Annotated in this window: 10 protein-coding genes and 1 pseudogene; 5 read left to right on the top strand and 6 right to left on the bottom strand. The window is 75.3% G+C overall.

Annotated features, from left to right (window positions below):
• The 5 genes from ACFVHB_RS39140 to ACFVHB_RS39120 all read right to left on the bottom strand — a co-directional run.
• Positions 1 to 327: hypothetical protein (locus ACFVHB_RS39140; RefSeq protein ID WP_380332568.1), on the bottom strand; the 327-nt coding region annotated here is incomplete at its 3' end.
• Positions 328 to 467: 140 nt separating this feature from the next.
• Entirely contained in the window at positions 468 to 1,307 is an 840-nt protein-coding gene (locus ACFVHB_RS39135; RefSeq protein ID WP_380332565.1) for a hypothetical protein, read from the bottom strand.
• A gap of 85 nt (positions 1,308 to 1,392) precedes the next feature.
• Positions 1,393 to 2,415, bottom strand: coding sequence for a TolB family protein (locus tag ACFVHB_RS39130; RefSeq protein ID WP_380332571.1), 1,023 nt, complete (start codon positions 2,413 to 2,415; stop codon positions 1,393 to 1,395).
• A gap of 8 nt (positions 2,416 to 2,423) precedes the next feature.
• The gene (locus ACFVHB_RS39125) at positions 2,424 to 3,866 is read right to left on the bottom strand and encodes an MFS transporter (RefSeq protein WP_380332562.1); all 1,443 of its coding nucleotides are present in this window, start codon (positions 3,864 to 3,866) and stop codon (positions 2,424 to 2,426) included.
• Between the two features lie 5 nt (positions 3,867 to 3,871).
• On the bottom strand, positions 3,872 to 4,777 hold the full coding sequence (locus ACFVHB_RS39120) for an alkaline phosphatase family protein (protein WP_380332559.1): 906 nt from the start codon (positions 4,775 to 4,777) through the stop codon (positions 3,872 to 3,874).
• A 307-nt stretch (positions 4,778 to 5,084) separates the two neighbouring features.
• On the opposite strand from ACFVHB_RS39120, the gene ACFVHB_RS39115 reads away from it, so the two are divergent.
• The 3 genes from ACFVHB_RS39115 (at position 5,085) to ACFVHB_RS39105 (ending at position 8,285) form a co-directional block, all read left to right on the top strand.
• The gene (locus ACFVHB_RS39115; protein ID WP_380332556.1) at positions 5,085 to 6,446 is read left to right on the top strand and encodes a cobalamin biosynthesis protein; all 1,362 of its coding nucleotides are present in this window, start codon (positions 5,085 to 5,087) and stop codon (positions 6,444 to 6,446) included.
• Positions 6,443 to 7,504, top strand: coding sequence for an Rv2231c family pyridoxal phosphate-dependent protein CobC (gene cobC, locus ACFVHB_RS39110; RefSeq protein ID WP_380332553.1), 1,062 nt, complete (start codon positions 6,443 to 6,445; stop codon positions 7,502 to 7,504). The genes ACFVHB_RS39115 and cobC overlap by 4 nt, the downstream gene beginning before the upstream one ends.
• A gap of 103 nt (positions 7,505 to 7,607) precedes the next feature.
• Positions 7,608 to 8,285, top strand: a complete 678-nt coding sequence (locus tag ACFVHB_RS39105; RefSeq protein WP_380332551.1) for a hypothetical protein — start codon at positions 7,608 to 7,610, stop codon at positions 8,283 to 8,285.
• Between the two features lie 244 nt (positions 8,286 to 8,529).
• On the opposite strand, the pseudogene ACFVHB_RS39100 reads toward ACFVHB_RS39105, so the two are convergent.
• Positions 8,530 to 8,729, bottom strand: a pseudogene (locus tag ACFVHB_RS39100) (RNA-guided endonuclease TnpB family protein); the annotation flags it as partial.
• Positions 8,730 to 8,998: 269 nt separating this feature from the next.
• Between ACFVHB_RS39100 and ACFVHB_RS39095 the strand changes: the two are divergent.
• Both ACFVHB_RS39095 and ACFVHB_RS39090 read left to right on the top strand, forming a co-directional pair.
• Positions 8,999 to 10,822: a serine/threonine-protein kinase gene (locus ACFVHB_RS39095; protein WP_380332548.1), complete on the top strand. Its 1,824-nt coding sequence runs from the start codon at positions 8,999 to 9,001 to the stop codon at positions 10,820 to 10,822.
• Positions 10,823 to 10,936: 114 nt separating this feature from the next.
• Positions 10,937 to 11,674: a glucose 1-dehydrogenase gene (locus ACFVHB_RS39090; RefSeq protein ID WP_380332545.1), complete on the top strand. Its 738-nt coding sequence runs from the start codon at positions 10,937 to 10,939 to the stop codon at positions 11,672 to 11,674.
• Positions 11,675 to 11,796 lie beyond the last annotated feature (122 nt).

Below are 11,796 nucleotides of genomic sequence, written 5' to 3'. Positions count from 1 at the left end.
CGCCCCCGCCGCGTCCAACGCCACCCCACCCGGCACCCCCAACGCCGGCACCGCCACGTCCAGCAACCGCGAACCCAGCACCGTCAGATACGGCAGCCCGTCCACCGGGAGGTCCTTCAGCCGCGCGAACGCCGCGAGTTCCTCCTCCGACGAGAACGCGTAGATCCACCGCAGGCCCTCGTGATCGGCGGTCCACACCGCCTCCTCACCCCAACGCGGCACCAGCACCGCACTCAACCGGAACTGCGCCACCATCAACGCCGGGTCACCCACCCCCGCCCGCAGCATCCGCACCTGGTGCACCAAGCCCGCGTTACGCACCGTCACCCCCCGAACCCAGAGCGGTCAGGCTATCGGACGGGTGGGCGCAGACCGTCGGCCGACGGACGGGCTGTCACGAAGCTGCGACACGGGCCCGTACGCGGCGTCGGTGAGCATGCTGCCGGACGCCCGGGCCCGGGGCCGCCTCAGCCGGTGGCGCGGACGTAGACGTCGGCGGCGCCGGGGAGGGCGCTGGGGATGTGGGAGACGTAGATGCGGCGGGCGGCGGGGGCGCGGGTGGGGACGGGGGTCGCGGTGGGGGTTGGTGTCGGGGTCTCGCTCGGGAGCGGGGGTGAGGGCTCGTCGGCCGCCTGGAGGCCGGTGGAGGGGTGGGCGGCTGCGGGCGTTTCGGAAGGGTCCGGGTCGGCCTCGTCGGTGGGCTCCTCGTCGTCATTGCACGGCGAGGGCGAGGGGCTCGCTGACTCCGTCGCGGTGGGCTCGGGCGACGGTGGCGGCGACGGCGGGGGCGGGGGCGGGGTGGGGGAAGCCGATGGGGACGGGGAGGCGGGGGGAAGGGGAGACGGCTCGGCCAGTTCCAGGGCCTCGGCCGGTTCGTCGCCGCCGAGGGCCGCCGTCAGGTCGGCGGGCAGGGGGGCGCTCGGGCCCGGGGCGGGCAGGTCGTAGGTGCGGAGGAAGTCGCCCAGGCCGACGTCCTGGCCGCCGACCAGCCGGTAGTGCAGGTAGGCGACCGGCGCGCCGTCCGCCAGGTGCGTGTAGACCGCGCCCACCGGTACGTAGTAGCGGCCCGCGCCCGGGTGCTGGGAGGGGTGGAGGCCGGCCAGCAGTTCGGCGCGGTCGCGGTCGGTCTCGATGACGCCGCGTCCGAGGGTGAGCGCGTTGACGCCGCGGACGGCGAGGGCCGCGGCCGCCGATATGCAGAGCACGAGGCTGATCGCGACCGTCCGCCGCAGCACCGGCCGGCCGTGCAGCGCCGGCCAGGAGTCGCTGACCATCCGCTCGGGCACAGTGCGCCCCGTGTCCTTCACCGCTCCAGCTCCCCCGCCTCGGGCCACTCGGAATGCTCGACGTGGACCCTACGCTCGAAGTTCCGGGAGGTACCAACCGACCCCATCAGCCCGGATGGGCCGGGGCCACCGCCGCTTCGAGCACACGGGCGGCGGCGCCGCCGCCGTCCGCCGGAACCGTCCACAGATCGGCCCCGAAGTCGCCGGGGAGGGCGTACAGCAGCGTCGAGGCGTCGGACCAGAGTGCCTGGTCGTCGATGTTGCGCTGTTCGGCGGTGGCGGTCTCGGTCATGGTGGCGAGGTCGAGCACGTAGAGCCGCCAGGGCGCGTCCGCGGGGGCGCCGGCCACGCGCTTCTTGTAGGCGATCCGCGTCCCGTCCGGGGAGAGCGAGGGGCACTCGACGTTCTGGTGGAGGGTGGTGAGGGTGCGGGCGCCGAGGTCGCCGCGGGCCAGGTAGGTCTGGCCGCCGGTGGCCACGGTGACGTAGAAGGTGTTGTCGTCGGCGAAGGTCACGCCCCAGATGTTGACGTCGGGTGCCCGGTAGGGCTTGCCGTCCTTGATGACGTCGAAGGTCTCCAGGTTGTCCCGGAGGTTCCAGTCGCGGACGTCGACGATCGAGGTGCGGGTGGAGAAGTCGGTGCCGGCGTAGGAGTCGCCGCTGACGAAGACCGTCCACGCGGCGAGGTGGCCGGAGGGTGCGACGCGGGAGCGGGTGGGGATGCCGGCGGCGGGGAAGGAGCGCAGTTCCTTCAGGTGGTCGTCCAGCACCACCGCCCGGTAGCTGTCCTGCAGCGCGCCGCGCTCGGACTGCAGGCAGATGCCGGTGCCGCCCGCCGTGTGGAAGCGCAGGCACTGGACGCCGGAGGAGGTGCGCGGGCCGTCCGGGTGGTCGGCGGGGACGGTGGCGAGCTCGTCGCGGTGCGGGCCCCAGGCCAGGTTGCGGAAGACGAGCGTGCGGGCGGGGCCCGGCCGGAGGACGACCGGGCCGGGGGTGACCACCGGGCCGCCGGGCTGGACCTGGTCCCGCTCGGCGGCCCGGTCGGAGGCGTACAGCACGGCGCCGGTGCCGACCGTGCCGAGCAGCAGGACGGCGACGAGCAGGATCAGCACCCTGGTGCGGTTCTGCAGGGGCTCGGTCACGACGGCACCTCGGGATCGGTGGGGGCTTCGGCGGCGGCGGGTTCGGTGGCGGCGGGCGCGGAGACAACAGGTCCGGTGGCGGCGGGCCCGGAAACGGCGGCCGCGGGTTCGCGGAGGACGAGGGACGCCCCGGCCACGCAGCAGGCCAGGGCGGCCGCCGACCAGGCCAGCGCGGTGGTGCCGCCCACCGCGCTCCACAGCGCGCCGAACACCAGCGAGCAGGCGAACCGGGCGAGCGCCTGCCCGGTGCCGACCAGGGCGAGCCCGGCGCCCCGCTGGTCGGCCGGGACGGCGTCGGCCGCGGCGGCGGCCAGCACGCCGTCGGTCGCGGCGTAGAACGCGCCGTGCAGCACCAGCACGCAGAGCACCGCCGGCAGCCCGCTGAGCGGCGAGAGCAGCAGCCCGTACGCCAGCAGCAGCAGGCCGTGGCCGGCCAGGAAGAGCAGTGTGCGGCCGATCCGGTCGGCGAGCGCGCCGAGCGGGACGGCGAGCAGCAGGAACGCCGCGGCCGTGCCGAGCGGCAGCAGCGGGAAGAGGTCGGTGGCGAGGCCGAGCCGGCGCTGCACGAGCAGGTAGAGGAAGGAGTCGCTGACGGTGGTCAGGCCGAGCAGCACCGCGCAGACGGCGAGCCGGCGCAGGCCGGGCAGGCGCAGCAGGGCGAGGCCGTCACGCAGCCGCGGGGAGCCGGCCGACGGCTCGTCACCCTCGTTCTCGCCGCCCAGGATGCGGTTCGGCACGAAGAGCAGCAGCACCAGCACGCCGAGCAGGGCCACGCAGGCGCTGACCGTGAACACCGCGTCGTAGCCGTGCCGTTCGCCGCCGTCGGCGAGCAGCGGGCCGCCGGCCAGGCGGAGCACCAGGAAGGCGGCGAGCGGGCCGAGCAGGGCGCCGGCCGTGTCCATCGCCCGGTGGACGCCGAACGCCCGGCCCCGGTGCTCGGGTTCGGTGGCGAGCGAGATCATCGCGTCGCGGGGGGCGGTGCGCAGGCCCTTGCCGGTGCGGTCGACGGCGAGCACGGCGCCGATCAGGGGGACGGTGTGGGCGAGCAGCAGCAGCGGCTTGCAGAGCGCGGACAGCCCGTACCCGACCACCGCGACCGCCTTGTGGCGGCGTTCGCCGTCCGCGCCGCGCCGGTCGGCGAGGTGGCCGCCGGCCAGCCGGACGAGGGCGCTGAAGCCGTTCTGGATGCCGTCCAGCAGCCCGAACCCGAGCGGGGAGAGGCCGAGCCCGGCGAGCAGGTAGAGCGGAAGGACGGCGCTGACCATCTCGGAGGAGACGTCGGTGACCAGGCTGACGGTCCCGAGGGCCAGCACGGTGCCCGGTACGGCGGCCCGGGCGGCCGCCCTCCCCCCTGAGCCGCCCCCGGGCCGGAGGGGGCCCCGCCCCGGCCGGGGGGCCGGGGCGGGGGCCTTGGAGCTGCGGGAGTCCGCGACGTACACGGGCGTCAGTTCCAGATGCCGGTGATGGTGGCGGCGGTGTTGGCGTTGCCCGCGTGGGTGGTCAGCCCGGCGAGGTCCTCCAGGGTGCGCAGCACGTTGTAGTGGTTGTAGGTGGTGGCCGTGGAGGAGCCCGGGGTGACGTGGGCGCCGTAGAAGAGGGTGGGGATGCGGTTGCCGGAGAGCTTGTTGTCCTCGTCGAAGGTCAGGACGAGGATGCTGTTGTGGGTCTGGGCCCAGGTCGCGTAGGCGCCGAGCTTGTTCTTGACCCAGGTGTCACCGGTCGAGACCGAGCAGTCGTGCATGTCGTTGCACAGGTCGGGCACGACGAAGGAGACCTTCGGCAGCGTGGTGTAGTCGGTCGGGAACTGCGTCATGGTGTACGCGGTGTTGGTCGGCACGTTGCTGAAGCCGAACCACGGGTTGTGCTTCTGGGCGTACTTGCCGCTGCTGCAGACGGTCGAGCCCTGGCTCGGCAGGCCCTCGTTGTAGCTGCCCCAGGTCTTGCCGGCGGCGATCAGCTCGGAGCCCAGGTTGGGGGCGCTGATCGAGCCGACCGGCACGCAGCTGTCGTCCGTGCGGCCCTGGTTGGAGCCGGAGAACAGCTGGTAGTAGTTGGGCTCGCTGGGGTGGGTGAGGCCGAACGACTGGGTGAGGTTGGCGCCGCCGGCCTTGAGGGTGTTGTTGATGTACGGCGCGCTGGAGCTGCCGATGATCTGCGAGTAGGCGTGGTTCTCCAGCACGACGACGACCACGTGGTCGGGCGCGGGGAGGGCGGCGGCCTGGGCGGCGGTGCCGGTGGCGGCCCAGAGGCCGAGCGAGCCGGCGACGAGGCCGAGGCCGGCGCCCAGGGCGGTCAGGGTGCGGCGGGCGCGGCGGGGGCGGCCGCTGTTCGTGCGGAGTGCGAAGGGCATGGTGTCCTCCGTGTGTCGGGACGGGCCGGGGCCGGGGACCCCGGTGGGGGGTGGTGCCGGTCGAGCGCCGCAAACAGTAGGAGGGCGGCGGTGGCGGTCACCGCCGGAGGAACATGAAGAACAGGCGAACAGCCGTCGTGGGGTGGCGGTGGGGGGCGGCGGAGGTCACAGGCGCCTCGATTGACCCGTCCGTGACGGGCGTGGTGGGATTTCACGGGCCGTCGACCGGTCCACGAACGGCCGGCGGGCCGCTGACGGACGGCTGCCGGGCGGCCGGCGGGCGACCGCCGGGTGAAGGGAACGCGACGTGATCGGGCTGCTGGCCATGGGCGAGGCCGGTCGCCCGCTCGCCGGGGAACTGCACGCGCTGTGGTCGGCCGGCAGCACGGTGTACCGGGTGGAGGATGGCGGCGAGAGCCCGGGTGACGTCCTGGAACGCGCCCTGGGCGAGTGCCGGCAGCTGGTCTGTTTCGCGCCCGTCGGATCGATCGTACGGCTACTGCTGCTGCGCCGCCCGCCTGCCGGACCGGACTGGCGCGCGCCCGACGGGGCCGCCGAGATCGGCGCGGCCGGCGGGGTCCGCGGGGCCGACGGGCTCGGCCGGCGCGCCGACGGGCTCGGCGGCGTCGGCGTGGTGGCGGTCGATCCGGAACGGCGCTTCGCCGTGTCGCTGACCGGGCGTGACGGGGGCGCGGACGACCTGGCCCGCGCGGTGTCGGCCCGGCTCGGCACCTGTCCGGTGGTCACCGGCGGACGAGCCGCGGACCGCTTCGCGCCGGACGGTTCGGCGCCCGTCGAGCGCTACGACGACGACCGGCCGCTCCGGGGAGCGGACGAGGACGTGCTCCGGTGCCCGCCGCTGCCCGCGCGCCCCCGCGTGCGCGCCGGCGACCTGGTGGTCGGGGTCGGCCTGCGCGAGGCGACCGCGCCGCCCGAGGTGACGCGGCTGATCCACCGGGTGCTCGCCGAGGCCGGCCTGGACCACGGCTCGCTCGCCCGGCTGGCCACGCTGGCCGGCAAGGGCGACCACCCGGCCGTCCGCCGGGCCGCCACCCTGCTGGGCCTGCCGGTGGACGAGCACACGGCCGAGGAGCTCACGGCCGTGACGGTGCCGAACCCGTCCGTCGCGGTGGGAGCGGCGGTCGGTACGACGAGCGTCGCGGAGGCCGCCGCGCTGGCGAGTGCGCCCGGCGGCGCCATCGTCGTCCCCAAGCAGAAGAGTGCGACGGTGACGGTCGCGGTCGCCCGGGCGGCGGTGCGCGGACGGCTCGCGGTGGTCGGCCTCGGCCCCGGGGAGCGCGACCTGGTCGTCCCGCGCGCCGAGGCCGAACTGCGGCGCGCCACGGCCGTGGTGGGAGCGCCGGGCGCGTTGGAGCTCGCCGCGGGCTTCCTGCGGCCGGGCGCGCGCCGGTTCACCGCCTCCACCGCCGAGGACTGCGCCGGGGCGGCCGTCGAACTCGCCACCCGGCGGGAGGCCGTCGCCCTGGTCGCGCTCGGGGACGGCCTCGGGTACGACCCGCCGCCGGCCGACGGCTACGACCTCGTCCGCGTCCCCGGCCTGCCTCTTGCTCCGCCCGCCGCTGTTCCCGCCGTTCCTCACGCCGCTCCGCCCGCCGCTGTTCCCGCCGTTCCGCCCGCAGTTCCTCCCGTGGATGGAGACCGCCCGTGACCACCGCCGACCACGACCTCCGCCACCACGGTGACGCGGAGGTGCGCGCCGACGGCCTCGGCCTGGTCGACCTCGCCGTCAACGTCCGCACCGGCACACCGCCGCAGTGGCTGCGCGAGCACCTCGCGGCGACGCTCGGCGAGCTGGCCGCCTACCCCGACCAGACGAGCGCCCGCGCCGCCGTCGCGGCCCGGCACGGACGCCCGGTGGCGGAGGTACTGCTCACCTCGGGCGCCGCGGAGGCGTTCGTGCTGCTCGCCCGCGTCCTGGCGCCACGTCAGGTCGTCGTGGTGCACCCGCAGTTCACCGAGCCCGAGGCAGCCCTGCGGGACGCCGGGCATCCGGTGGAGCGGGTGCTGCTCTCCCCCGCCGACGGCTTCCGGCTGGGTGACGTGCCCGCCGACGCCGACCTCGTCGTCCTCGGCAACCCGACCAACCCGACGTCCGTCCTGCACCCGGCCGCCGCCGTCGCCGCCCTCGCCCGGCCCGGGCGCACCCTGGTGATCGACGAGGCGTTCATGGACACCGTGCCAGGCGAGACCGAATCCCTCGCCGGCGTACGGGACCTCCCCGGCCAGGTGGTCGTGCTGCGCAGCCTCACCAAGACCTGGGGCCTGGCCGGCCTGCGGATCGGCTACGTCCTCGGCCCGGCCCCGCTGATCGCCGGCCTCGCCGCCGCCCAGCCGCTCTGGCCGGTCTCCACCCCCGCCCTGGCCGCCGCCGAGGCGTGCAGCACGCCGGCCGCCCTGGCCGAGGCCGAGCAGGCGGCCCGCGAACTGGGCGACCGGCGGGAGCACCTGCTGAAGGGGCTCGCCGCGTTCCCGGCCGTCCGGGTGCACGGGGAGCCGGCCGCCTCGTTCCTGCTGGTCGAACTGCCGGACGCGGCCGTCGTCCGCGAACGGCTGCGCGAGCGCGGCTTCGCCGTCCGCCGGGGCGACACCTTCCCGGGGCTCGGGACGGACTGGCTGCGCATCGCCGTCCGGGACGAGGAGACCACCGACCGCTTCCTGACGGCGCTCGGCGAGGTGCTGGGCCACGACGGGAGCCCCCGCAGCTGAAACAGGATCGGGAAGATTTGCGCACCGGGCGGTGAACGATCCCGACGTACCGTCATCTCCGGACACGAACACGAACCCCCCGGCAGACGGAAGTTGGACCGCCATGCGCTCGCGAATCGCCCTCACCGCCGCGTCGGTCGCCGCCCTCGCGGCCGCCGCCACCGCCTGCGGGCCCGACAACAGCGGCTCGGCGGCCGCCGCTCCGACCGCGGCCCCGACCACGGCGGCCGCGACCGGCGGGGCCACCGGCTCCGCCGCGCCCGCTCCGACCTCCGGCAGTACGTCCGGCGCGTCCGGCGCGTCCGGCGGCACCTCGGCCAAGCCCTCGCCCGGCGGGACGGCGAAGCCCTCGACCCCGGCCCCCGGCGACAAGGGCGGCTACGGCCAGGCCTGCGGCGCCAACGACCTCACCTTCTCCGCCAAGCTGGAGACCCAGGCCGGCGGCTACGTACTGATCACGGCGAAGGCCAAGCCCGGCATCACCTGCACGCTGTCCGGCGCGCACCCGACGATCGCCTTCGGCTCGACCGGCATCGAGGCCGCCAACGCCGAGCAGGCCGCCGGGGAGCCGATCACCCTCAGCGGGTCCAAGGCCGCCTACGCGGGCGTCAGCCCCAAGAGCAGCAAGGGCAACCAGGCGGTCGAGTTCGGCGACGTCATCATCGCCATCGGCAACGCGGACCCCAACCCGGTGAGCATCCCGGTCGGCAGCATCAAGGTCGACAAGCCGGTCGTCACCAACTGGCACACCGACCCCAAGCAGGCCGTCCCCGGCGTCTGAGCACGTCGCCGAACCGGTCGCGTGACCACCGGCCTTTCTCACGGCCGGAGTTGGATCGCACACCCCTCGACGCGGTGCGGGCGATCCGTGGCGTGACTCCTCCCCCGGCTCGGACTTCCCAACGGAGTCCTGGAGCCGGGGGCTTCTCGCCATCCCGTCCGGGTGTCGCGACGGGCCAGCCCGGCCCGTAGAACGTTGACGGCTCCTACGGTGTCGGCGTGCGCCCGGTGGCCGCAGGCGACGCGTCCGCCTCGAACGCCCGGATCTCCTTGAGCTGCCCGGACTGATCGCCGTAGCGGACCGTCGTCCTGGAGACGTGCCGGAAGGCATCCCGCCGCTCCTGGAGTGCCGCGTTGTACAGCGCGCAGTGGTCGCGCGGCATCGCGGCGAGCTGCTGCTCCTGGCCACGGTGGGCCTGATGAGGAACTCGTACGCACGGATCATCCGACCCACCCCCTCTCGACTCGGTCATCAACGTGCCACACCCCACTGACACACGGCACGACCTCCCCGTCGGCCTTCTGCCGCGCAGTGATGTGGCGGCTCCGCGCCGCCGGGTTCAGGATCGGATTCCCTCCCCGGCTGCAGCCGGGGATACCCTCCGAAGATCAGGGACGGAGACCGGAGGCATGGACCTCTCTGGCAGACTGTGCGACCGGGTGGGCCGGTTGGGCCGGGCATGACACAGCCGGCATGACACATGGGGGCAGGGCATGAGCAGCCGGGGGACCGTGCTCGGGGGTCGGTACACGCTGACCGGGCGGATCGGCGGCGGGGGCATGGGCTCCGTCTGGCGGGCCGACGACGAGGTGCTGGCGCGCCCGGTCGCGGTGAAGATCCTGCACCCTGGGCTGGTCGAGGACGGCGCGTTCGTCCAGCGGTTCCGGCGCGAGGCCCAGTTGCTGGCCGCACTCAAGCACCCCGGCATCGTCGACGTGCACGACTACGGCGAGAGCGGCGGGGACGCCGAGGACCGGATCGCCTACATCGTGATGGAGCTGGTCGACGGGCAGCCGCTGGACCAGGTGCTCACCGACGACGGGCCGATGCCGGCGCAGCGGGCGCTCGGGCTGCTCGCCACCGCGCTGGACGCGCTGCACGCCGCGCACCGGCGGGACATCGTGCACCGCGACGTGAAGCCGTCCAATCTGATGCTCCGCCCGGACGGCCGGGTGACGGTGACCGACTTCGGCATCGCCCGGGCCGTGGCGAGCACCAGGATCACCGCCTCGCACGCGGTGATCGGCACGGCGCTCTACATGGCCCCGGAGCAGGCCGAGGGCAAGGCCGTCACCCCGGCCTCCGACCTGTACTCGATCGGCGTGGTCGCCTTCGAACTGCTCACCGGGCAGCCGCCGTTCGACGGGGAGTCGGTGCTCGAGGTCGCGCTCAAGCACATCCGGGAGCCCGCGCCGGAGCTGCCGGCGGACTTCCCGCCGGAGGTGCGGACGTTCGTCGCCACCGCGCTGGCGAAGAAGGCGGAGGACCGCTTCGCCGACGCGGCCGCGATGGCGGCGGCGGCGCGGGCGGCGATCGGCGCCTCAGGCGCCCCAAGCGCCTCAGGCGCCTCAGGCGCCCCAAGCGCCGCGGCTGCGACTCCCCGGGCCGCCAAACCCGCCAAACCCGCCGAGCCGGCGGGCGAGGTCCCCGCGGTGGAGCCCCGCGCCGCCGCCACCGAGCCGACCGCGCGCAGGAAGCGGCGCGGCTTCCTCGTCCCGATCGTCATCCCGGTGATCATCACGGCCGGCACCACGACCGCCCTGCTGATCGACCACGCGCCCTTCCAGTCCCAGGCGCAGGGGCCGGCCGGACAGCAGCCGTCCGCCGCAGCCCCCGGCACGGCCGGTACGACTACCCCGCCAACGACCGCCCCCGCCGCGACGACCCCGGCGGCCACCACCGCGCCCGCGACCACCCCACCTGCCACCACCCCGCCGGCGAGCGCGACCCCGGTCCCGAACGCCGCCGGCCAGGCCACGCCCACCCGGGCAAGCGGCACCGGCGGCGCAGGCGGCGGGGGCACCGCCAGCGGCGGCACCGCGCCCCAGCCCCCGGCCAACACCCCCGCCCCGCCGGCCACCGGCAACCAGCCCCCGCCCGCCAACCCGGCGCCGCAGACGCCCGGCACGCCGGCGGGCTGCGGCGGCACCAAGTGGGGCGCCATCGTCAGCGTCGCGTCCGGGCAGAAGCTCGGCCTGTCCAAGGACACCCCGTCGGGCGGCCAGGGCGTGCTCATGGGCGGCAACACCGCGTACGGCTGGGTCCGCTCGGACCCGGACCCCGGCGGCTGGTACAAGTTCACCCCGTGCAACCTGAGCGGCCCGGTCCTCGTCCAGGAGTCGGACGGGCGGGTGGCGCTCTCCGGCGGGTTCAGCGTGCTGACCAACTGGACGGTCGCCGCCGCGAGTACGCCGGGCGCGTTCTACCTGAAGGACTACATGGGCCAGTCCTGCATGACCGACAACGGCCCGGGCAACCAGGTCACCATGGCCACCTGCACGCCTGGCAACAAGTCCCAGGAGTTCCGGATCCCCTGAGAGACGGAGCCGGGGACGGGCAGGGGACGGACAGGGGACGGACAGGGCTACGGCCGGGTGCGTTCGGGTACGGCTCGTCCCGGGATCGAACATCGCACACCTGTGGAGGAAACAGTGCTGAAGGGCAAGGCCGCCGTCGTCACCGGGGGATCGCGCGGCATCGGCCGGGCGGTCGTCGAGCGCCTGTGCCGTGACGGTGCCGAGGTCGTGTTCAACTTCGCCACCGCCGTGGACGCGGCGGCCGACGTCGTCCGGGCCGTGCGGGCGGAGGGCGGGACGGTCCACGCGCTCCGGCTGGACCTGGCCGATCCGGAGGGGCCCGAGCGGCTGATGCGGGAGGCCGAGGAGCTGCTCGGCGGGCTGGACATCCTGGTGAACAACGCCGCGACGTCCTTCGCGCGGGCCACCATCGCCGAGACCGAGCCGGCCGAGTTCGACCGGGTGATGGCGGTCAACGCGCGGTCGGTGTTCCTGACCGTGCGCCACGCGGCCCGGTCGATGCGCGACGGCGGCCGGATCGTGAACATCTCCACCGCCAACACCGTCCGGTCCGTCCCCGGCTGCGCCCCGTACGTCGCGAGCAAGGGCGCGGTCGAGCAGCTGACCGCCGTCGCCGCCCAGGAGCTCGGGCCGCGCGGCATCACCGTGAACACCGTCTCGCCCGGGGCGACCGACACCGAGCTGCTGCGCGGCACCAACCCGGCGGAGGCGCTCGACACGGTCGCCGGGATCACGCCGCTGCGGCGGCTGGGGCAGCCGGACGACATCGCCGACGTGGTGGCGTTCCTGGCGGGCCCGGACGGCCGGTGGATCACCGGCCAGAACCTCCGCGCGACGGGCGGGCTGGTCTGAGGCCGAGCCCGCCACCCGTGGGCTCCGGACCCCGCCGGCCCCGCGGCCCAGCACCTCCGGCCGCGGACGTCTCCGGACGCTGACGGCGCGCCGGAAACGGCCGTCGGCCCTCCCCCGGGCGG

Source organism: Kitasatospora sp. NPDC127111, from assembly GCF_042677465.1.
Classification (GTDB): Bacteria; Actinomycetota; Actinomycetes; order Streptomycetales; family Streptomycetaceae; genus Kitasatospora.
This window is presented reverse-complemented; position numbering and strand designations above follow the sequence as displayed.